General features: G+C 63.8%; 15 protein-coding genes. 3 read left to right on the forward strand and 12 right to left on the reverse strand.

Features of this window, described 5'->3' with window-relative positions; all coding sequences use genetic code 11:
- Positions 1-26: 26 nt before the first annotated feature.
- A complete protein-coding gene (locus tag VGH98_10475) occupies positions 27-3,092 on the reverse strand; it encodes a SusC/RagA family TonB-linked outer membrane protein (GenBank protein HEY2376387.1) in 3,066 nt (1,021 codons plus the stop codon).
- Between the two features lie 183 nt (positions 3,093-3,275).
- On the opposite strand from VGH98_10475, the gene VGH98_10480 reads away from it, so the two are divergent.
- Positions 3,276-5,234: a sialate O-acetylesterase gene (locus VGH98_10480; protein ID HEY2376388.1), complete on the forward strand. Its 1,959-nt coding sequence runs from the start codon at positions 3,276-3,278 to the stop codon at positions 5,232-5,234.
- A 121-nt stretch (positions 5,235-5,355) separates the two neighbouring features.
- Here VGH98_10480 and VGH98_10485 read toward each other — a convergent pair whose 3' ends face one another.
- The 9 genes from VGH98_10485 to VGH98_10525 form a co-directional block, all read right to left on the reverse strand.
- On the reverse strand, positions 5,356-6,858 hold the full coding sequence (locus VGH98_10485) for a sugar ABC transporter ATP-binding protein (GenBank protein HEY2376389.1): 1,503 nt from the start codon (positions 6,856-6,858) through the stop codon (positions 5,356-5,358).
- A 42-nt stretch (positions 6,859-6,900) separates the two neighbouring features.
- The gene (locus VGH98_10490) at positions 6,901-7,947 is read right to left on the reverse strand and encodes a substrate-binding domain-containing protein (GenBank protein HEY2376390.1); all 1,047 of its coding nucleotides are present in this window, start codon (positions 7,945-7,947) and stop codon (positions 6,901-6,903) included.
- A 31-nt stretch (positions 7,948-7,978) separates the two neighbouring features.
- Positions 7,979-9,028 (reverse strand): ABC transporter permease, encoded by a 1,050-nt coding sequence (locus tag VGH98_10495; GenBank protein HEY2376391.1) that lies wholly within the window; start codon positions 9,026-9,028, stop codon positions 7,979-7,981.
- A complete protein-coding gene (gene xylB, locus VGH98_10500; protein HEY2376392.1) occupies positions 9,025-10,503 on the reverse strand; it encodes a xylulokinase in 1,479 nt (492 codons plus the stop codon). Before xylB ends, VGH98_10495 begins: the two co-directional genes overlap by 4 nt.
- Positions 10,504-11,676 (reverse strand): xylose isomerase, encoded by a 1,173-nt coding sequence (gene xylA, locus VGH98_10505; protein HEY2376393.1) that lies wholly within the window; start codon positions 11,674-11,676, stop codon positions 10,504-10,506.
- Between the two features lie 7 nt (positions 11,677-11,683).
- The gene (locus VGH98_10510) at positions 11,684-13,861 is read right to left on the reverse strand and encodes an alpha-glucuronidase family glycosyl hydrolase (GenBank protein HEY2376394.1); all 2,178 of its coding nucleotides are present in this window, start codon (positions 13,859-13,861) and stop codon (positions 11,684-11,686) included.
- Positions 13,858-15,099: an enolase C-terminal domain-like protein gene (locus tag VGH98_10515; GenBank protein ID HEY2376395.1), complete on the reverse strand. Its 1,242-nt coding sequence runs from the start codon at positions 15,097-15,099 to the stop codon at positions 13,858-13,860. The genes VGH98_10510 and VGH98_10515 overlap by 4 nt, the downstream gene beginning before the upstream one ends.
- Before the next feature lie 110 nt (positions 15,100-15,209).
- Positions 15,210-16,445, reverse strand: a complete 1,236-nt coding sequence (locus VGH98_10520) for an MFS transporter (GenBank protein HEY2376396.1) — start codon at positions 16,443-16,445, stop codon at positions 15,210-15,212.
- Positions 16,438-17,262, reverse strand: coding sequence for an SDR family oxidoreductase (locus tag VGH98_10525; protein HEY2376397.1), 825 nt, complete (start codon positions 17,260-17,262; stop codon positions 16,438-16,440). The genes VGH98_10520 and VGH98_10525 overlap by 8 nt, the downstream gene beginning before the upstream one ends.
- A gap of 117 nt (positions 17,263-17,379) precedes the next feature.
- On the opposite strand from VGH98_10525, the gene VGH98_10530 reads away from it, so the two are divergent.
- Entirely contained in the window at positions 17,380-19,605 is a 2,226-nt protein-coding gene (locus VGH98_10530) for a GDSL-type esterase/lipase family protein (GenBank protein HEY2376398.1), read from the forward strand.
- Positions 19,606-19,626: 21 nt separating this feature from the next.
- Here the strand turns inward: VGH98_10530 and VGH98_10535 are convergent, their stop codons facing one another.
- Positions 19,627-21,225 (reverse strand): PAS domain S-box protein, encoded by a 1,599-nt coding sequence (locus VGH98_10535; protein HEY2376399.1) that lies wholly within the window; start codon positions 21,223-21,225, stop codon positions 19,627-19,629.
- A gap of 563 nt (positions 21,226-21,788) precedes the next feature.
- A complete protein-coding gene (locus tag VGH98_10540; GenBank protein HEY2376400.1) occupies positions 21,789-22,091 on the reverse strand; it encodes a hypothetical protein in 303 nt (100 codons plus the stop codon).
- A gap of 194 nt (positions 22,092-22,285) precedes the next feature.
- Here VGH98_10540 and VGH98_10545 point away from each other — a divergent pair, with 194 nt between their 5' ends.
- Positions 22,286-23,176 carry a cytochrome c gene (locus VGH98_10545; GenBank protein HEY2376401.1) on the forward strand — a complete coding sequence of 297 codons (891 nt, stop codon included), beginning with the start codon at positions 22,286-22,288 and terminating at the stop codon, positions 23,174-23,176.
- Positions 23,177-23,255 lie beyond the last annotated feature (79 nt).

A 23,255-nucleotide genomic window follows, 5' to 3' on the forward strand; every position in this document is an offset into this window, starting at 1 on the left:
AGTCTCTTGGCTCAGTGAGTGGCGGATCAGAACACGACGTTGGTACCGAGGAGCAGCGTGCGTAACGTGGGCACTGCTCCGCCAACCTCCGGGTCGATGCCGATGTAGTCGGAGTGGATGTAAGGGTCCTGCGCTGTGGCGTAGATCCGGAGACTCTGTAGGCCGACGTGGTTCGCGAGACGCTGACTGATGGTGTATCCACCAGTGATGTTGCGGATACGCCAGTGCGAACCGTTGACGTACAGTCGAGTGGAGGCGTACAGGCGATCGACACCACCGGTCGTCGGCGCCGGGTTCTTGTTCGTCGGGTTCGTCGGCGTCCAGTAATCCAGATCCGCGACATTGTTGAAGCGGCCGAAGTAGCTGCGCGGCGTTCCGTCTCGGAACAGGTAGTTCCATTTCCAGGTCAGTAAACCCGAAAGGTCGAATCCGTGGAACGTGAATCGGTTCGACCAGCTGGCTGTCCAGCCGGGATAACTGTCGCCGATGAACGTGCGATCGTTCGCGTCGATCTTGCCATCGCCGTTGATGTCGGCCACGCGCGGGTCGCCAACTTTGAACGTACTGCCGTTGGCGTTGAACTTCTTCATGAGCACAGTGTCCGCGTACTGCCAGACGCCGATGTACTTCCAGTCGTAGAACACTTGCCGGCTCACATCGAGACATGTCCCGTTCGCGAAGGCCGTCGGATTGCACAGACTGATCGGGCGTCCGACGAACCAGACGTTGCCAACGTCCTGCGTCGCGCCACTCGCGAGCGCCGTGATCTCGTTCTTGTTCGTCGCCCAGTTGACGTCCATTGTCCAGGTCACGCCGCGCCAGTTCTGCAGGTTCGTCGTCGAGAGACCGAGCTCCAGTCCCTTGTTCCGCGTCGATCCGATGTTCTGCAGCGTCGACGTGAAGCCCGACGTCGCTGGCAGAAGGCGGGTGAGCAGCAGGTCGTGCGTATCCATCCGGTACGCGTCGATGCTGCCGGTCACGCGATTGTCGAATAATCCGTACTCGACGCCGAGATCGGCCTGCGTCGTCTTCTCCCACCCGAGGTCGGGGTTGGGAATGGATCCGGGCATGTAGCCCCGCACCCGCGTCGTTCCGAACGTATAGAGCCGTGACGCGAGCGTCCCCTCGGTCGAATACGGATTGATCGCCGTGTTGCCCGTGTTGCCGACGCTGCCGCGCACCTTGAGTGCGCTCAGCCACGGCACGTGTCGCATGAACGCTTCGTCACCGGCTTGCCATGCCAGGCCGACGGATGGGAAGTACGCCCACTTGTGCCCCGGTGCGAGACGGCTCGATCCGTCGGCGCGCTCGGTGACCGACACCGTGTAGCGATCGAGCAAAGTGTAGTTCAGACGCCCCATGTACGACTGCAACGCCCACTCTGAAATGAGACTTCGCTCATTGCCCGCCGTACCCGAACCCAGGTCGTACCAGAGCTGCGTCGGATACGGCAAGTTCGTGGCATAGAGTGAGTCTTTCGTGAACTTGTCGTGCTGAATGCTGTACAAGCCCGTGAGGTCGAACTGATGCATCCCGCGATACCGCTTGTTGAGGTGCAGGATGTTGTCGAGCGTATACGTGAAGTCGGCCTGATCGAACTGGCCGGCTTGCGGCGGCTGTCCCTGGTTGCTGCTGTTCGCGCCGAGATTCGCGCAGGTGCCGTGCGTCCACGGTCCGTTGAAGCAGCCATCGGTGAGCGCGGTATAGTCCGGTCCGAAGTTCATGCGATAACTGAGGCCGTCCGCGATCTGATACTCGGCGAATGCGGCGCCGAACACGCGATTGACGAGCTGTTGACGCACCACCGACTGCGCCTCGAGCACGGGATTGATGTTGAGCGGATCATCATCGGGTCGCGGATCCAGCAGGCCGGCCGAGTCGGGATTCGTGTAGTTGGTCGCCCGGCCCAGCGGCGTCATCGCGAGCGCATATCCATACGCGGCACCGCCCTCGCCCTGGTCCGTCAGAATCCGCGACAGGTTCGTCGTGAGGCCGAGCCGCAGCCGGTTTCCCGAATGATCAATCGACGCGAATGCCGAGCCGCGATTGTAACCCTGCCCCGGGATCACCCCGACCTGGTCGAAGTAATTCCCGTTCACGGAAAAGCGCGTGTCGCCGCTTAGTCCGTTGACACCTGCCTGCACACTTCGCTGAGCTCCGTTGCGCAGCACCGCACGCTGCCAGTCGGTGGAGATGTTGCCGTTGATCGCGGAGAGCTGCTTGGCGGTGAACAGCTTCGCAAGGCTTGTGTCCTGTCCATTCGCCGACGCCGCGTCCTTCATATACGCGACATATTGCTGGAGGTTCATCATCGGAATCAGCCGCAGCGGATCTTGCGAGCCGTAGTACGCATCGACGCTGTACGTCGAGTGCAGACGGCCGTCGTTCACACCCTTCTTCGTCGTTACGAGAATGACGCCATTCGAACCTCGGCTGCCGTAGATCGCCGTCGCGGCTGCATCCTTCAACACTTCGATCGACTCGATCGTCGACGGGTTGAAGTCCTGAATGCCGCCGCCTAACGGCACGCCGTCCACGACGTACAACGGCTCATTGGATGCCGTGAGCGAGCGCACGCCGCGGACGCGCACATTCATCGGCGCACCCGGCTCGTTGCTCGACGCGACGATCTCGACGCCCGCGACGCGCCCCTGCAACGCCTTCATCGGGTCGGCGGTCGGGATGTCGTGCAGCTTCTCCGCCGTCACCGTCGACACAGCGCCGGTTACGGTCCGGCGCTCCTGCTCACCGTAACCGACGACCACGACAGGACTGAGCTGCGTCGGCGTGAGCGTTAACGCGACGGTGGCCGTCTCGCCGGCGGCGACGGTGACGGTCGTCGTCGCGAGACCGTACCCGAGGCTTCGCGCCTGGAGCGTGTGCGTGCCGGCAGGCACATTAGCGATCGTGAATCGGCCGGCGGTGTCCGTCGTTGCTCCGCGCGCGAGCGCGCTGATGGAGATCTGGATTCCACCGAGTGGTCGTCCGTCGACCGAGCTCACTTGCCCAGCGACGGCGCCGACTGCTTGCGCGGCGGCCGTCGCGCCCATGGCAAAGAGCATGAGAACCGCGAATAATATCCGGCGTCCCATCAGTCGTACCTCCGAAAGCGTGATAGCGTGGAACGGAGAGACAGCGGTGCGAACGCGTACGGCCGCGAGCTTTTGTGCGTCGAGGGTTCCGCTACTCGACGGAAAATTGATAAGATGACACGGTGACACGATTCTATGATCACCGTCTTGGCTGTCAAGACGTCCACCCCTTCCGGAGGAGCCATGCGGACCACCGCCACGTGCCTTTTCGCGGTCCTGACTCTGGCCACGGCCACCGTCGCACGCGGTCAGACTGCGGCGTCAGCCAGTGCCGCCGGCAGCCTTCGCATGCCGCGCATTTTTGCGACTGGGATGGTACTTCAGCGGAGCCAGCCGATCGGCCTCTGGGGTTGGAGCGCAGCCGGTCGCGAAATCGTCGCGCGCCTTGGGTCCACCTCGACGCGAACGCAGGCTGACGCGCGTGGAGCGTGGTCGCTCGAGCTGCCCGCACGCCGAGCCGGCGGCCCGTTTCAGCTCGTTGTTCGAAGCGGCAGCGACTCCATCGTCTTTTCCGACGTGTTGGTCGGCGACGTCTGGGTCGCGTCCGGGCAGTCGAATATGGAATTCGAGGTGCGGTCCGCGTCGAATGCGACGGAGGCGATTGCCGCGGCAAATGACTCCTCGATCCGCGAATTCAAGATTCCGAACTCATGGGCCAATGCACCGGAGGCCGACCTCGCCGGCGGCCGCTGGCTGCCGGCCGATCGCGCGCACGTCGCCGACTTCAGTGCCGTCGCTTATTTCTTCGTTAGGCACCTCCGCCCAACCGTCGACGTCCCCATCGGGATCATCAACTCCACATGGGGCGGGAGTAACATCGAAACCTGGATCTCGCGCTCGGCGCAACATCTCACCGACAGTGCGTGGTCGGCCCTTCAGCAGGGTGAGGCGGCGCACGATCGGGCCGTCCGCGACTCCTTACGCGCGAAAGTCGGTCTCATGCTCCCGGAAATTGACTCCGGCCTGGTTGAAGGCAGCGCCCGCTGGGCTTCTCCCTCACTCGACGACCGGCTCTGGGCCGATATTCGAGTGCCTGCTTACTGGGAGAGTCAGGGCTACCCCAGCCTCGACGGCACCGCCTGGTATCGCACCACATTCACGTTGGATTCGAGCGACGTCGCGAAGAACATAACGCTCACGGCTGCCGCCATCGATGATGACGACATCACCTGGGTAAATGGCGTGGAGGTCGGACGAACAACCGGCTACAACGTGCCGAGACACTATCACATTCCGTCAACGGTGGTGCATCCGGGGCCTAACGAGATCGCGATTCGCGTGGCGGACGGTGGCGGCGGCGGCGGAATCAATGGCGCGATCTGGCTCGACGTAGCTGGTAGCGCGCCGCGATCCCTCGCTGGCACCTGGAAGTTCCGCGTCGGACGCGTGGTGCTCGGCACCGACGGACAGCGGATCAACAAGATCCCGTCCGTTCTCTACAACAAGATGGTCTATCCAATCCTCCCGTACGCGATCAAGGGCGTGATCTGGTACCAAGGTGAATCGAACGCGAACAACGCGCAACAAGCCACTGCTTATCGAGGGCAGTTCGCAACGCTCGTCGAGAGTTGGCGCCGCGCATGGAACGGTGGACGCGAAGCATTTCCTTTCCTCTGGGTTCAGTTGCCAGGATACGGCCGGCCGGACAGCGTTCCGCAACTGCATCCGGCGTGGCCGCTACAGCGCGAGTCGATGGACGCGGCGCTCACGCTGCCGCACACGGGCCGCGCGATCGCCATCGATCTCGGCGAGGCCGACGACATTCATCCGAAAAACAAGGAGGATGTCGGTGCGCGGCTCGCGCTCGTCGGCCGAAGAGTGGCGTACGGCGAGCGCGTCGATGCCTCGGGCCCTCTGTATCGCGGCTTCGTGCTCCGCGGCGACACTGCCGTCATTTCCTTCGCAAGCGTCGGCGGACTACGAGTGCACGGTGATTCACTTGGCGGATTCGCCGTCGCCGGCGCAGACAGACAATTCGTGTGGGCGTCGGCGCGTGTCGTCGGTGATCGCGTGTACGTATGGAGCGACCGTGTGAGAGTGCCCGCGGCCATTCGTTACGCATGGGCCAACAATCCGGATCGCGCCAATCTCTACGGAGCGAATGGCCTTCCCGCCGCGCCCTTCCGATCGGACCGGTGGTGAGTGGTTGGTGATTGGTGGTTGTGATTGGTGGTTGGTGATTGGTGATTCGGATGGGCCGGCGAGCAAAGCTCGCCGGCTTTCCTTTTCCACCAGCTACCAACCACCAGCTACCGACCACCAGCTACCGATCACCAGCCACGCCAAGTCCCGTCATCAGTCGAAGCAGCGCGTCCTGTGTCGCCGCTTCGCGCGGGACTTCGGCGACGATCTGCCCTTGACGCATGACGAGTATGCGGTGCGACAATGCGATCACCTCCGGCAACTCGCTCGAAATCAGCAACACCGCAGCTCCACGTGCAGCGAGGTCGTGAATGAGGCCGTGAATCTCCGCCTTTGCGCCGACATCGACTCCGCGCGTTGGCTCATCGAGGATGAGCACTCTCGCATTGGCTGCCAGCCAGCGCGCCAGCACGATCTTCTGCTGGTTCCCACCAGAAAGCCCGCCGACCAGTGCGTCGAGCGCCGAGGCGCGAATCCGTAGCTTCGTTGCGTAGGCCTCGCCGACGGCGCGCTCGTCGGCGCGCCGAACGATCCACAGGCGCGACAGCCGCTCGAGCATCGGCAACGACGTATTGTGCAGGCCGGTTTCGACGAGCACGAGTCCCTGACGCTTTCGATCCTCCGGTACGAGCCCAAGGCCGAGCCGGATGGCATCCTTCGGTTCGCGAATGTTCGCGAGAGCGCCATCGATGGCGATCGTACCGGATGTCGGCGCATCGAGGCCGAAGAGCGTCTGCGCAAGCTCCGATCGACCAGCGCCAACGAGTCCCGCCACGCCGACGATCTCACCCTCGTGCAGGGTGAGGCTCACGTCGCGAAATTTCCCGGCGACCGTCAGGCGTTCCGCGCGCAGCAGCTCCCTGCCCCGCGCCTTCTCGACGCTCGTCGGCAGGTACTCGCTCACCGCGCGACCGATCATGAGCCGGACGAGCTCCGCTTCCGGAAGCTCGCTCGCGGGGCGCGTCGCGACGTGCTGCCCGTCGCGCAGCACGCTGACGGTATCGCAGAGCCGGTAAATCTCCGGCATGCGATGCGAGACGTAGATGCAAGTCACGCCACGCTGCCCAAGCTGCGCGATCAATGCATAGAGCCGGTCGGCGTCCGCCTGGCTGAGGCTACTCGTCGGCTCGTCGAACACGATGACTCTCGCGCCGCCGCAGACCGCGGTCGCGATCTGCACGAGCTGTTGTTGCGCGATCGTCAACTCCCGCATCGGCGCGCGAACGTCCACCTCCGCGCCGATCTCGTCGAGCATCTCGCCCGCGCGCCGTTCCATCGCCTCGCGGTCCACGACACCGCGTCGCCGTGGCAATGCACCGAGCAGCAGATTCTCCGCGACGCTGAGATTCTCGCAGAAAGCGAGCTCCTGATGCACCATTCCCACGCCCGCTTGCAGGGCGTCGCGCGGCGAGTCAAAGCTCGCCTCACGGCCATGGACGAACAGCCTCCCGCTGTCGGGGCGATGGATGCCCGCGAGGATCTTGCCTAACGTACTCTTGCCCGCACCATTCTCGCCGCAGAGCGCGTGACACGACCCCTCGCCCACCTCGAGCGTGACCTCGCTCAGCGCCTGAACGCCGAGAAAGCGCTTCGTGATCTGTTCAAAACGAATGGCGGTAGTCATCGACCGAATAGCGCTGCCTGCTCAGCAGGGTAACTGCGCCGTTTACATCTTGAGATACTTCTGATCCACATTCGTAAATCCCCACGCCTGAAGCTGACGCGCCCATTCTCCCAGATTCGCCTTCGTGACGCGCACCAGCTCCATCGGAATGACCTGCGGCACGTCCTTCTTGAAGTGCACCTTGTCGACGATCGTCTGCACGCCCACGGAGCCCCACTTGTACACCGACTGCGCGAGCAGCACGGGCACCACGCCGCGGTCGACGTACGCCAACTCAGCCGGGAGCGCATCGACCGACGCGACCTTGAGCTTCGCGAAGTTCGCGTCGGTCAGGAGCGACTGCGCGAACAACGGCCAGCCGCCGACGAATGCCCACCCCTGAATGTCGGGATAGGCATTGTCGACGCGCACGACCTCGGCCGTCGCGTCCTGTGCCGTCTCCACGTGATTGAACACACCCAAGAGGCGCATGCCGGGATGCTTCGCCGCTTCTTCCTTCGCGCCCTGCACGCGCCGCTGGAGATTCGGCGCGTTCTGATTGCCGGCGAGAATCGCGAAGTTCCCTTTGCCGTTCATGACTGTCACGAGCTCGGCCATGGTTTGTTGGCCGGTCTTCACATCATCCACGCCGTAGTACGAGAAGCGCTTCGACTGCGGCGCATCGCTGTCGAACGTCATCACCTGAACGCCGCGATCGACGGCGTCGTTGATGACGCCCGTGACCTTCCCCGCGTCCGAGCATGAGATGAGAATGGCGTCCACGCCGTCGTTCACCGCCTGTTGAATGCGCTGCGCCTGCACCTGCGCATCCTCATCCGGCGGCGTCAGCCACAGAATCTCGATCTTCATGTGATTCTTCTCGCCGAGCTCCTTCGCGGTTGCCTCCGCGCCCGTACGCGCTGCGAGGAATACCGGGTTCGTGGAGCTCTTCGCGATCATTGCAATGCGCAGGGTACTGTCGTTATGCGCCGCCCCCCCAGGCGCGCGCGCTACGCCCGCCTGGGATGTATCCGACGTACTCTCCTTCTGACCGCACGCGAGCGCGGCTGTCGCGACAAGAGTTATCAGTGCTGCATTTCGAAGACGCATTCGTTCCTCTCTCTGATTTGTCTTTCGACGTTCACGTGACACTCGCCGCGCGACTCAACCGGCGTGCGGTAACACCAGCGCTCCAGCGATCGACCACGACGGCGACGATGATCGCGCAGCCGATGACGATCCACTCGTAGTTCTGATCGAAATGCAGCGTGCGAATCGATTGGCGGATCAACACGATGAGCACGGCGCCCAGCGTGGCGCCGATCGCGCTGCCCTTTCCCCCGATCAGACTCGCGCCGCCGACGACCGCCGACGCGATCACGTACAGCTCATACCCCTGCCCATCGCCCGACGACGCCGAGCCATAAAAGCTCGCCCCGAGAAATGCCGCGAGCCCCGCGGTCAACCCCGACACGGCGAACACGCCAAGCTGAATCCTCCCGAGCGCCAGACCGGCAAACCGGCTCGCCTCGATATTGCCGCCGAACGCAAAGATGTGGCGCCCCATCACGGTGCGTGTGAGATAGAACCAGCCAAGGATCGTGAGCACGATCATAACGAGCATCGGCACCGGGTAAAGCCCGCCGCTCAGACCGAGCGAGGCCTTCGTCACCGACGTCACCTGCAACGGAACGAGGATGCTTTCTGCCTTCGTTGCCACGAATGCGACTCCGCGAAGAACCCACATCGTGCCGAGCGTGATGATGAATGGATGTACGCGAAGGCCGACGACGAGCAATCCATTCAGCAGCCCGCACAACAGCCCGACGCCCACGCTCGCGACGAGCCCCACCACTACCATCGTCGGCGAGCTCGCGGGTCCCAGCGCTCGCAGCGCCAAGGCCATGCTTACGCCTGCAAGTGCGTAGATCGACCCGACGGACAGATCGATGCCGCCCGAAATGATCACGATTGTTGCGCCGATCGCCATGATGGCGAAAAAGCTCGCGTCGGTCGCGACCTGGATAAGCGTATTCGAATTCAGGAAATTGTTAATCGTCGCGCCGGTCAACCGATCCGCATGACTCCCGGCGAGCGCCGTCAGCGCAACGACGAGCAGCGTGACCACGATGATCAGTCCGGTCTCCTGCGACTCGAGAAACCGCCGGGTGAGGCTCCCCGCGGTCGTCATGGCCGATAACCCTCCCGGAACCGGGCATACGGGGCATCGTAGGCGCGGTGCGCCGCGATCGACGGAACGTCGGGGCTTCGCCGCGCAATGGTCACGTGCGCGGCCGCCGCGAGATCGGGATACGCACCCACGCCGACAGCAGCAAGCAGCGCGGCGCCGTACGCAGGCCCTTCCTCGCGATTGACGGTCGCTACCGGCACGCCGAGCACCTCGGCCTGCAGCTGGCGCACGAACGGGCTCCGTGCACCGCCACCGGTGAGCAACAACACATCGGGCTGGATACCTAACGACTGAAGGATGGATAGGGAGTCGCGCAAGCCGAAGCAGACACCCTCCAGGACAGCACGCGTCAGATGCGCGCGTGTGTGTGCCAGGCTCAACCCGAGAAAGGCACCGCGCGCGAGCGCGTTGCGATGCGGCGTTCGCTCCCCCTGCAAGTAGGGGAGAAAGGTGACACCCTCTGCGCCAGCTGATACAGTCGCCGCTTCATCGTTCAGACGTTGGTTGATCTGCGGATCGCCCGCCAGGTCACGCGCGAACTGATCGCGATACCAGGCGAACGCACCGCCGGCGCTCAGCACGACGCCCATCAAATACCATCGCTGCGGAGCGACGTGGCAGAACGTATGAGCGCGCAATCCCGGATCGACGCGCGGCTCCGCGGTCGGGGCGAGCAGCGTACCCGACGTGCCCCAACTCGCGACCATGTCACCAGGCGATATAACGCCGACGCCGGCGGCGCCGCACGCGTTATCCGCACCGCCGCCAACGACGGGTGTACCCACCGACAATCCAGTCGCCGCACTCCCCTCCTTGTGCACGCAGCCGAGGACCTCGGATGAGCCACCAACGCGCGGAACGATCGACTCATTCAACCCGACCGCGCGCAGAATCTCCGAGCTCCAACGCAGCCGTGCCGTATCGTACATGAGCGTCGCCGAAGCATCGGATGGCTCCGTGGCCAACTCGCCGGTGAGCCGATACCGGATGTAATCCTTGGCGAGCAGGACCTTCGCCAGCCGTGCGAACGCGGCGGGCTCCTGATTGCGCAGCCATAATACTTTAGGAAGTGTGAAACCCTCGAGCGCCGGATTCGCGGCGTGATCTCGTAACCGCTGTTCGCCGCCGATCCGCTGCTCGATCTCACGGCACTCGGCTGTGGTGCGGCCGTCGCACCAGAGCAGCGCGGGGCGAATCACGTCGCCCTTCGCATCCAGAAACACCGATGAGTGCATTTGACCGGATATTCCAACACCCGCAATGTGCGCTTTTGGACGACTCTCGCAGATCGAGCGAATCGATGCGACGCTTGCGCCCCACCACGCATCCGGATCCTGCTCGGCCCAACCCGGCCGCGGCGACGAGAGCGAGAGTGGCGTGGTCGCCGAAGCGACGACTTCCCCGTCCGTCGCGACGAGCAGTCCCTTCACGCCGCTCGTGCCGACGTCGAGTCCCAACAGGTAGTCGTCCGCCACTTACCGCACACCCATCAGCAGTTCCGTCGTGAGTTGATCGAGACGCTCGTACGCATATCCACGTGCGCGCAGCGAGTCGAGATCGAAGCGCTCGTCACGAATGGCACCGGCTTCCGCAGCACTGTAGCGCACGCGCTGACCCGTCGCCGCGCCGCGAGACCGCAGCTCTCCGAGCAAGCCCTGAATCTCGGCATCGGCGTTGAAGCGCGCGACCTTGTCTTTGAGAATCAGATACGTCCGCATACTGCCGGCGGCGAAGTCCCAGACGCCTTGCTCATCCTCGGTGCGGTACGCGTGACTGTCGAAGTGCCGCATACCTTGCCAGCGCGCATCCTCGAGCAGCTTCACGAGGAAGAAGGCACCCTTGATGTCCTCGCTCCCAAATCGGAGATCCTGATCGAAGCGACCCGGCTTCTGCGCATTGAGATCGATGTGGAAGAGCTTCCCCGCTTCGAGCGCCTGCGCCACGCCGTGGGCGAAATCGAGTCCCGCCATCTGATCGTGCGCCACCTCCGGATTCAGTCCCACCATCTCCGGATGATCGAGCGTGTAGATGAACGCGAGCATATGCCCGATCGTCGGCAGATAGATATCGCCGCGCGGCTCGTTAGGCTTCGGCTCGAGCGCGAAGTTGAGATCATACTTCTGGCCGCGCACGTACTCGCACAGAAAGTTGATCGCGTCCCGGAACCACTTCGTCGCTTCCTGCAGGTCCTTGCCAGCGTTGGTCTCCGATCCCTCGCGGCCACCCCAGAACACGTAGGTTCGCGCGCCGAGCTCGACACCGAGGTCGATCGCGCGCATCGTCTTCTGGAGTGCATAGCGCCTCACCTTCGCGTCGTTGCTCGTGAAGGCACCGTCGCGAAACACCGGATCGCCAAAGAGGTTCGTCGTCGCCATCGGGACGCGCATGCCGTGGTCCGCCAGCGCGCGCTTGAACTCGGCGACAATGCGATCGCGTTCCGACGCCGACGCATCGCGCGGCACGAGATCGTTGTCGTGCAGATTCACGCCGTATGCGCCGAGCCTGGCGAGTCGCTCGACGATTCGCGTCGGCGGGAGCGTGGCACGCACCGGATCGCCGAAGGGATCGCGTCCGACGTTGCCGACGGTCCAGAGTCCGAATGTGAAGTGATGCTCGGGATGGGGCGTGTACGCGTCGGAAGTGGTCATCGATCGGTCATGGTATTGCGTCGCATCGCGGCTTGTGCTCATCGCGCGGACACCGAATGGCCATGTAGTAGCTCAGCGTATGTGCCGGCGGCTCGACGCCGCTCGGCAAGGGTAGATGCGAGAACGTCTGAAAGTATTGCAATACCGCGTCGCGCCACCACCGGGCTTCGCGTTCCTGAATCCCCAGAAAGTCACGCGTCTGGTTGAATCGCTCCTCGTCGATCTTCCCGTCGAGCGATCGCCACTCGCGCTCCATCGCGCGCACCGTGTCGACACCCGCCTGATAGTGCAGTGCCAGCTCATCCCACAGCGTACGGCCCGATCGCAATCGCTCCGTCCAGCCCACGTGATGGAACCACAGCAGCAGAGAATCCGGCACGGTCGCGCGATCTGCATAACGATCCCGCACCCCGGCTGCATACTGTCCGACCGCGTTGCTCCCTTCGGCGGTGCGATCGAAGCCGATGCCCGCCGAATCGGCGCGATGATAGTACACGGGCGACCAATCCGCGCGAGCCAGTCGTACCCACGGGGCCGGGCCGTAGTGGTGGTTCGTCCCCATGATGTGCGCGAGCCCCAAGGGCGTCATGTAGTTCACGACCGCCTCGCGCGAGGCGAGCATCATGTGGGTGATCGTGCGCACCACGCTCGGGTCATTCGAGAACGTCAAGCGAACCCACTCGTCGGCGATCGACGCCGGCGTCAGCGTGTGATCCCACGCTAACCGTCCGAAGGCATACCAGTTGGTCTGATTGAACTCCGACCCAGTCCAGTTGCTGTCGCTGCCGATGTTCGAGACGCCGGCCATTCCCGTCTCGGTCTGTCCCTGCAAGGAACCGTCGATCACGCGCGCTACCGTCGAACCGGGACCGCGCACGTGCGTGTCTGCGTTCAACACTTCGCTGAACAACGGCGCGAGGTAGACGAGATGCGTGTCTTCGCCGAGGTACTCCTTGGTGATCTGGAATTCCATCATCTGCGCCGTCTTCGGCATCGCGCCGAACAGCGGATGAAACGGTTCCCTCGGCTGGAAATCGAGCGGCCCGTTCTTCGTCTGGAGCAGTACGTTCGATCGAAACTGACCGTCGAGCGGAGTGAACTCGTCGTAGGCTTGCTTCACCCGATCGGTCGGCACGGAATTGCTGTACACGAACGCGCGCCACATCACCACTCCATGGTGCGGCGCCAGCGCATCGGCGAGCATGTTGGCGCCGTCGGCGTGCGATCGATGGTAATCTTGCGGTCCGGGTTGACCCTCCGAGTTGGCCTTGACGAGGAACCCGCCGAAGTCCGGGATGTACCCATAGATCTCGTCGACTTTCGCGCGCCACCACGCACGAACGGCCGGATCGAGCGGGTCGGCCGTCGTGAGGCCGCCGATTTCGATCGGCGCGCTGAAGCGCGCGGTGAGGTACACCATGATGCCGTACGGCCGAAACACATTGGCCAACGCGGCGACTTTTGCGAGATACTCCGGCGTCAGAACCTTGGCGTTCGCATTGACGTTCGTGAGCACCGTTCCGTTGATCCCGATCGACGCGTTCGCGCGCGCATAATCGACGTACCGTCGCGAGGTGGCGGGAAGTGTCGACCAATCCCAGAGCGACCGTCCGGCGTACCCTCGCTCCACCGTCCCGTCGAGGTTGTCCCAATGATCGAGTATCCGGCGCCTGACGCGCGGCGCGCTCGTCATTGCAAGCTCGCTCATCGGTCGCTCCATCTGGAGCTCGCGAAGCAGGGCGAACGTACCGTACAGTACGCCGATCTCGGAATTCGCCGCCACGACGGTGACGCGCCGTCCCGCGAGGAGCGGCTGCCGGATAACGAACCCTTCCGCGCCTAACGCCGCGAGCTCGCTCGCCGGCACGAGGGCGCGGATGGTGGCAGAGCTCGCGAGCGTGCCGACGATGAGCCGCGCGCTCGATCGGGCCTGGCTCGAAATGACGAAATCTTCAGCCACGAGCGTCTCGAGACCGAACAGCTCTGAAACCACCACATCGAGCGTGGGCGATCGTCCCTCGACATCGACCGGCAGGAGTGACTCGCGATACTCACGCAAGCGCTCTGGATTCCGTACACGTCGATAGCGCAACCACAGCTCGTATCCCGAATCGCCACGCGCGCCGTGCACTGGAATCAACAGCGCGGCGACGAGACAAAGCGCGAACCGGCCGCGCCATGTCACCACGGAATCTTCGGTGCGCGATCGTCCTTCGGGTCAGCCCAACGCTCATTCGGAATCAGCGGCGTCCATCCCGGGCGCAGGGGATCCTGGTCGTACGGATAACTGCCGAGGCGTTTGAACAACTCGTGATACTGACCGAGCTTGTCGCGATCGAGCTTCACACCGAGTCCCGGCGTCGTCGGCACCGCGATCGATCCGCCGCAGTAGCACATGCGTCCACCGTCGATGACGTCGTCGACGAGATGGTGATAGTGCGCGTCGGCGGCGAATGTGAGGTTCGGAATCACCGCGCCGAGATGCAACATCGTCGCGAGTTGAATTCCCAGCTCGCCAGAGGAGTGCACGGCGACGCCGTACTGAAACGCCTCGCAGATGGCGGCGGCTTTCACGCATGGGCGAATCCCACCCCAGAACGTCGTATCGAGCAAGATCACATCGACGGCGGTGTGTAACACATTGGACGCGAGCTGCTCGAAGCCGACGACCACGGTGTTCGTCGCGAGCGGCATACGAACTTTCTCGCGCGTCCGTCGCATGCCGTGCATTCCGAACACGGGATCTTCCAGATAGTCGTTGTCGATATCTTCGATCGCGTGCGCAAAAGCAATCGCTTGCTCTGTGGACCACACGCCGTTCGGATCGAACCGAAAGCGGTCGCCGGGCAGCGACGCCGCGAGCGCACGATAGCACTCCAGCTCGTACGCGGGGCTGAACACGCCCCCTTTGAGCTTGTGTGTCGTGAATCCGTAACTGCGCTTGAGCTCCGTCGCGTCCTGTACGAGCTGGTCGATCGTGCGGACTTCGTTCTCACCGTCCGCGTTCGGATAGCGGAAGAACAGATACGACGCGAACGTCACCCGGTCGCGGAGTCGTCCGCCGAGGATGTCGCAGACGGGCACGCCCCACTTCTGACCAAGGATATCGAGGCACGCGAACTCGAGCGCCGCGAGCAGCTGCGTGCGATTGTTATACAGCGACGCCGTCGGATTGGCGATGAGAAAACGCATCTCTTCGATGCGCGCTGGATCGCGACCGAGCAAATAGGGCTTGAGTCCCTCGAACGCTGCGAGGGCGCTCTCGCCGCCGCCGCCCATCTCGCCCAGGCCAATCAGTCCATCGTCGGTCTCGATCTCGACGACCGTCCGAACGAAGCGACCCCAGTGGCAACCGTTTGCATGACGCAACGGCGCGGCCAGGGGCACGGCGACGGGCGTCGCCCGAATATCGATGATCTTCATCGCATGGAAGAACGGAGGACAGGCCGAGCCGCGACCTGATCAAGTCATATTATCACCACGATGTTCGCGCTCGCGGGACGGACTGTCAAGCGGAGCGATGAATCGCGTGGTTAGGTCCCCGAGCCGCTGGCTCCAGGTCCGTTTCTCGTCAGCACACGGATCAGCGCCAGCGCCACGACGTAGGCCAGTCCACAGAAGCGGAAGACCACCACGTAGCTCCCATGTGACGCGTCCAATAGCGCGCCGGTATACCGCTGGAAGAGCATCGACGCCATCGCGCCCACGAAACCGCCGATGCCGATCACCGACGCGACAGCGCCCGCGGGAAACGCATCGCCCACGCTCGTGAACAGATTGGCCGACCACCACTGATGCGCCGCGGCGGCGAGACTCACCAGCGCGACCGCGCCCCACAGCGACGCGGCATATGGTGCGAAGGTCGTGGGGAGGATGAGCACCGCGGCGACGAGCATTGCCGTCTGTCGCGCGCGACGTACGGACCACCTGCGCGCGATCAACGCGCTCGAGAACGCGCCTCCGGCCACCGAACCGACGTCCGCGAAGAGGTAGATCGCGATCAACGGCGCCGCGAGCGCCGACAATGTCACGTGCCACCGCGTATCGAGGAACTTGGGAAGCCAGAAGAGATAGAACAGCCATACCGGATCCGTCAGCGCCTTCCCGACGGCAAATGCCCACGTCTCGCGTCGGCCAAGGAGTGCGCGCCACGGAATGCGCTCGTCCTCCGAACCTTCGCCAAGCTGCGCGCGGGGCCCGGTGACTGGATCGTGATACAACCACAGCCAGCACGCGAGCCAGATGAAACCGAGCGCACCCGTCGCGATGAATGCGGCCTGCCATCCCCATCGCAGCGCGATCCATGGAACGACGAGCGGTGCGACGACCGCGCCGACATTGCTGCCCGCGTTGAACACGCCGACGGCGAATGCGCGCTCCCGTTTCGTAAACCACAACGAGACGGTCTTCACCGCACCCGGAAAATTCGCCGACTCGCCGAAACCGAGCATTGCGCGAGCAACGCCGAACGCGCCGACCGTGCGCGCCAGCGCGTGCGACATTGCCGCCAAACTCCACACGGCGATCGCCGCGGCGAATCCACGGCGCGCGCCTAACTGGTCGAGCGCGCGGCCGACGACGATCATCCCGGCGCCGTACGCGAGGCTGAACCACGACACGATCGCTCCGTACTGCGATTCGGTCCAGTGCAGATCGGCTTGCAGCGTCGGCGCGAGGATGCCGAGCACCTGGCGATCGATGTAGTTGATCGTGGTGGCGGCGAACAGCAGCGCGACCACCGTCCAGCGGTAGCCGCGGAGTTTAGACACCGCTAAAGATGCTGAAGCCGCCGTCGACGGCGATGACGGTACCGGTCACGAACGACGCCCCGTCGCTGCACAGCCACTGTACCGCTCCGAGCAGCTCCTCCGGGCGTCCGAACCGTCCCATCGGCGTCTGTCGCAACACCGCCTTCGCGCGCTCGGTGTAGCTCCCATCTTCGTTGATCAACACCGCGCGATTCTGCGTCGTCACGAAGAATCCGGGCGCGATCGCGTTGACACGAATCCCGTCGCCGTGCCGCCGCGCAATATCCACGGCCAGCCATCGTGTGAAGTTGTCGATGCCCGCCTTGGCGACGGAGTAACCCATCACACCGCTCAGTGCCTGCAAGGCAGCCATCGACGAGATATTCACGATGGCGCCCGAGCGTTGCTTGGCCATCTGCTCGCCGACAACCATCGTCGGGATCACCGTTCCGTGGAGGTTCAGCCGCAGCACCTCGTCGAAGGCGTCGAGCGGAATTGCGAAGACGCTAATCGTGTCGCTGCGGGCACGCGCGACATTTCCGCCGGCGGCGTTCACGAGAATGTCGACCCCGCCCCATACGCCGACGAGCCGCTCGGTGGCCGTACGCAGCTGATCGGGATCGAGCACGTCGGCGACGAGTGCCATTGCTTCCGCCCCCTCGCGCGCGATGACGCCAGCTTCACGCTCCGCGGCGTCGCACCGCCGACCGATGATCGCCACCCGCGCACCCGCGCGCGCGAGCCCGCGCGCGATCGCGCTCCCGAGCACACCATACCCGCCGGTGATCGCAGCCACACGTCCGCGAATGTCGAACGACGGCGATGAGGACCCAGTCATGTGTCGAGATGCCATGATTGACTTCGAACCAATCCGGCTCAAAGCTGAAGGCGAGCTTCGAGATATCGGCAAATTGCGTTCGTCGCAACGCCACACACGCAAACAGGAATCGTCGCAATGATCAATAGCCGTACGATATGTCTCGTCATCTTCCTCACAATTCCCGCTGTGGCATTCGGCCAGCAACCGAGCTCGCAGGCGAGAGACACGACGTCGCATCTCACGACGTGGACCGCTGCCGACGATCATGAGAACATGATGAAGCAGCTCGGCATCAGGGCGCTGCGGCCGGGGCCGAGCGGCAACGAGCGGGACCCGAATCACGCGAACTACGACGAGACGAAAGCGAATCCCTTCACGTCATTGCCGGACGCGCTGACGCTCGAGAACGGACAGAGGGTCACGACGCGCGCACTCTGGGCCAGGCGCCGCGCCGAGCTCGTCGAAGACTTCGAGCGCGAGGTCTACGGACGCGTTCCGAAGAACGTACCGAAGATCACGTGGCAGGTTGTCGCCACCGACACGGGCAGCATCGGTGGACGACGGGTCATCGGGAAGGAGCTTATGGGTCACGTGGACAACACGGCATTCCCTGCAATTGCCGTCGACATTCCGCTCGTCCTCGTGTTGCCGGCGGACGTGAAAGCGCCCGTTCCGCTGATGATCATGTTCCGGCCTGGCACTCTCGCACAGGCACTTGGTCGGCCCGCGCCGACAGGCACGCGACCCAATCCATTCTCTCCGCCACCGCCGTCGCCCGGCGACGATGCGCCGGCGACAGAGCAGTTGATCACGGATGGGTGGGGATTCGCACTGCTCAATCCAACGAGCGTGCAGGCCGACAACGGCGCGGGACTCACGCGCGGCATCATCGGTCTCGTGAACAAGGGCCAACCGCGCACGCCTGACGAGTGGGGAGCGCTGCGCGCGTGGGCCTGGGGCGCGTCGCGCGTACTCGATTACCTCGAGACGGATCGCGCTGTGAATGCCAAGCACGTTGGCATCTTAGGCGTCTCGCGGTATGGCAAGGGCGCCCTCGTCGCCATGGCGTTCGATACCAGGTTCGCAGCCGTGCTGATCGGATCCTCGGGCGAAGGCGGAGCGAAGCTGCACCGGCGCAACTGGGGCGAAGCCGTCGAAAGCCTCACCGGTACTGGCGAGTATCACTGGATGGCCGGCAATTTCCTCAAGTACGGAGCATCCGAAGCCAGTTTCGGTAGCAAGACGCCTGACGACTTACCCGTCGACTCGCACGAGCTCCTCGCGCTCTGCGCGCCACGCCTCACCTTTGTGAGCTACGGCGTCCCCGAGAAAGGCGACGCGAAGTGGCTCGATCACCAGGGCAGCTTCATGGCTGCCGTCGCCGCGCAGCCCGTCTTTCGCCTGCTCGGCGCCCACGGGCTCGGCGTCCCCGATGATTACATGAATGCTAAGATGCCGCCCGTGAATGTCGGCCTGCTCGAGGGAGAGTTCGCCTGGCGCCAGCACGATGGCGGACACACGGACGCGCCGAATTGGAAATACTTCCTCTCCTGGGCCGATTTTCATTTCGCCCGACGTTACACGCCATCGCGTGGCGTCGGCGCACCGTCCGCGTCTGTTGCGCTGAGCGCCGCCGCGCAGCAGCCGCAACCCGCCGACAGACCCGCGCCGCGCACCGACTCGAACTCGATCTTGGCGCATCGACAGTTGCTGGCGAAGCGCAGCCAGGGCACGATCGACGTGTACTTCGAGGGCAACTCGATTACCCGCCGCTGGGGCGCGACCGATTATCCCCAGTTTCTCGCGAACTGGAAGGCCAATTTTTTCGGGTGGAACGCCGCGGACTTCGGTTGGGGCGGTGATCGCGTCGAGAACGTGCTCTGGCGTATCGAGAACGGCGAGCTGGATGGCGTCAACCCGAAAGTGATCGTCCTCCTCGCCGGCACGAACAACGTCGGTAAGGAGCCCGGCGGTGAGGGCGCAGTCGCCAACATCAGCCGCGGCATCAAAGCGCTCATCGAGCTCTGCCAGCGCAAGGCGCCTAACGCGACGATCATCCTCACCGGCATCTTCCCGCGGAGCGACAGCGCCGTGGTGCCCGAGATCGACCGCATCAACGAGAACATCTCGCACTTCGCCGACGGTCGCCGCGTGCGGTATGTCAACGTCAACGACAAACTCGCCGACAAGAACGGCAGGCTCTTCGACGGGATGACGGTCGACGGTCTTCACCCGACCATCCGCGGTTATCAAATCTGGGCCGACGCGCTGAAGCCGATCTTCACCGAGATCCTTGGCTCTCCGGCCTCGACGGATCGCGCGCCGTCTCCGACCGGTGATCCCAGTGCGCGGCGGCCGTGACCCGGCGCGTCGTCCGACCAGTCAACGCCGCGCCTCGGCCCCGTTAGGCAACGTGAACTGGAAGGTGGCGCCTCCCGTCGGATTGGTGCTCGCCCAGAGCCGGCCCCGATGGGATTCGATGATCGTGCGACTGATCGCCAGTCCCATCCCCGTACCCTTCGGCTTCGTCGAGAAAAACGCGTCGAAGATCCGATCAGCGTGCTCGCCCGGCAGTCCGATGCCGGAGTCCGCGACCACGATCAGAACGGCCTCCGAACCACTCCGCTGGGACATGATCGACATCTCTCCCGGTGCGCCCTTCATTGCCTCGATCGCGTTGAGCATCAGGTTGAGTAACACCTGCTGCAGCTGCACACGATCCCCGATGATCACAGGAAGCGCTGACTCCAGGTCGATACGGACAGATACCTCATGCGTCGTCGCCTCATTGTCGAGTAGTGCGACCATTTCGCGTACGAGCTCGTTCATGTCGACTGGGTCCTTGCGCTGCGCGCCTCTCGTGTACAGCGAGCGCACGCGATCGATGATTTCGCTGGCGCGCGTGACCTCGATGGACATTCGCGCCGCCGCCGCCCGCACTTCCTCGAGGTCGGGCACTGGGCGCTCGAGCCATCGCCGGCACGTGTCCGCGCTCACCTGAGCAGCCGTTATCGGCTGCTTTAGCTCGTGCGCGATCGAGGCGGCGAGCTCTCCCATCGTGAGAACGCGGCTCATGTACGCGAGCTCGGCTTGGGCCTGTCGTAATCGCTCGCGCTCCTCGTCCGCACGTTTACGCTCGGTGAGATCGAGCACGAAGGCGACGATCTCGTTAGGCGAATCGCCGAACGAGGCCCCTGCGACCAGCACCGGCACGCGGCTGCCGTCTCGCCGAAAGTACGCCTTCTCGAAGATGTCACAGCTTCCCGTCGCTCGGATCTGGTCCGCGGCCCGCTCGCTCGCCGCCCCGCACTCGGGCGGGGTCATCGCCCGCCAGCTCAGGCGCCCGGCGCTCACGTCCTCCCTCGTATAACCGAGCATTTCGAGGAACGCATCGTTCGCTTCGGTCAACCTACTCTCGCGATCCGAGAATACGATGCCGCCAATGTTCGAGTCGACCAGCCGCCGGATCTTCGCTTCGCGCTCGTGCAGCTCGCGATACAAAGTGAGCGTCTCCTCATGGTACTCTTCGCGCTCCGTTTCGGCTCGTCGGCGATCGTCCACGTCGACGCAGCTGCCGATGAATCCCCTGAAGGCGCCGTCCCGGGCAAGGTACGGCGTGCCCCGGTCGACGACCCAGCGGTAGACACCGTCGTGGCGGCGAAGCCGATACTCCATCTCGAAGCTCGCGCGCCGGTGAAAGTGGTCGAAATAGAACTCCACGCATCGTTTCACGTCGTCTGGATGCACACCCTCCGCCCATCCGTTGCCGATCTCGTGCTCCAGCGAATGTCCGGTGAACGCAAGCCACGTCTCGTTGAAGTAGTCGCAGAGGGCGTCGGTTCCCGACCGCCAGATCAACACTGGCGAGTGCTCTACCAGAGCGCGGTACTCGTCACCACTGAGAACACCACTATCGATCGCCCGATATGGCGTCGGGTCTATTCGCGTCGAGGCTATTTGACGCTCCGGATTCAGCGACATCTCGATCTCCGCCTGCTGGCTTCGATGACAATTGACGAATCTAGCTCTGCGGTTGCCGCTCGATAGACCGTGAAAGTCCGGACATATCGCCGAAGGCCGCGTTCACGTCACGCGGATCCATCCGCCTGCGAGATCGCGTCCTCGGATACGGGAAAAGCCGCTGGCACACGTGGTCGGTTCGATACACGTCGCGCACCACCGCCTAACGACCCGCCGGCTACGTCGTTCGGTGGCGAATCCCGGCTCGGCTGATGGTCATTCGGTCCAAATTGAGGATGTTCTCGAGGCATGGCTGCTCGTTCGAAGGTGGACGCGTTCCGAGCCACATGTTCGGCAAACGCGCAACCGTGGCTTCCCAGCCCACGGCGCGAGTCGCAAAAGAAAAAGCCCCTCCCACCGTATCGATGGGAGGGGCCGCTCGCCGCGTCAGCGCGGCGCTATCTGGAGCGCTCTCCTTCTCCCATGCGCAGAAACCCCCGGCCGAGAAGGCCAAGGGCACTGCTAAGGAGGAGGGTGCGCGCGTTATGCATCATGCGAACCTACTACGGAGTGCTTTGCTTGCGCTAGCGGGGAACTTCGCCAAGCTCGCGGTCCAGCTCGCGCATCGCTGCTTCGTAGTGCGGGTCGACCGGCGCACGTTCACCGAGCATCGAGCGGTTCTGCTTGCTTGGACCATTTACAAGTCTCGCGATCAGGCGGAATGCCCCCCACCCGACCAATGCGACGAACGCGAGCTTGAGGGCGAGAATCGCGATGCCAACCAGCGCGCCGAGGACTCCGAGTGCCGTCGCCAGCATCAGGATCGATACAGGAATTGCTAGCGCGAGCACAATTACGATTTTCAGGAAAGCCCAGAGAACTCTCATCGGTATTCCTCCAGGGAGCGTAGGAACCAACACTGATGCACTACGGAGCAGTGCCCTCGGAGATTCGCCGCCGCATCTTCCGCCCGCCCAGCCGGATGCGCAGTATCCCTCCGCTCGGCTGTTGGGCGGCAGTTGGCGCCCGCACCGAGTCGACGGAAAGCCGAGACCGTTCATTGCTCAAGAGGATCCAACTGATGCGTTCGAGGAGACGGTATTTGTTTCTTGGCGTCCTTTTCATCGGGTGCGCCACCGCATTCTCTCCCTCCCGTTCGACGGCGCAAACCCCGCCGCGTCCGTCGCAAGCAACGCAAGCGGGCCGCGGCGGACGCGCGGAGCGGTCACCGGATTATCCGGTTCGACCGCCGGTTCCCCCCGCGCAATACGCGCACGGCGAGCAGCTCTTCCGGAGCAACTGCAGCTTCTGTCACGGCTCGGATGCACGCGGCGGTGAAACCGGACCAAACCTGGTGCGCGACCAGGTTGTTCTCGCCGATCAAAACGGGGAGCTCATCGCGCCGATCGTGCAGACCGGCATTCCCGCCCGAGGCATGCCGAAGTTCACGTTGAGCGCCGCGGAGATCGCCGATATCGCCGCGTGGCTGCACAGCCAGCCGCTATCGGATCGTGGCGCGCCAAGCACGCTCGACATTCTCGTCGGGAACGCGAAGCAGGGCGAGGCGTACTTCAACGGCGCCGGCCGCTGCGTGCAATGTCACTCGGTGACCGGAGATCTCGCCGGTATCGGCGGTAAGTACGAGCCGAAGGAGATTCAGAACCTCATCGTCTCCGGTGGCGGCACAGGGTTTGGTCGCCGCTCACGCGGCGCGACGGCGCCCAAGGTCCCACGTCCGACGGTGACGGTGACCTTGCCCTCGGGCCAATCGGTGCAAGGAGATCTCGATCACATCTCCGCATTCGTCGTCGCACTACGCGAGGCAGACGGAACGTATCGCAGCTTCGCTCGACGCGACTCGATCCCGAAGGTCGTCGTCAACAACCCGCTCCAGTGGCACGTCGACATGCTCCCGAAATGGCGGGACGCCGATATCCACAATCTGACGGCGTACCTCGCGACCTTGAAGTAGGGCTTTACTGGCGTGATTGAGACAATGCACAACTTCTTCACTCATGACTCTCGCGCTCGACCGCGATCGTTAGGTGATC

The organism is Gemmatimonadaceae bacterium (assembly GCA_036496605.1).
GTDB lineage: Bacteria > Gemmatimonadota > Gemmatimonadetes > Gemmatimonadales > Gemmatimonadaceae > AG2.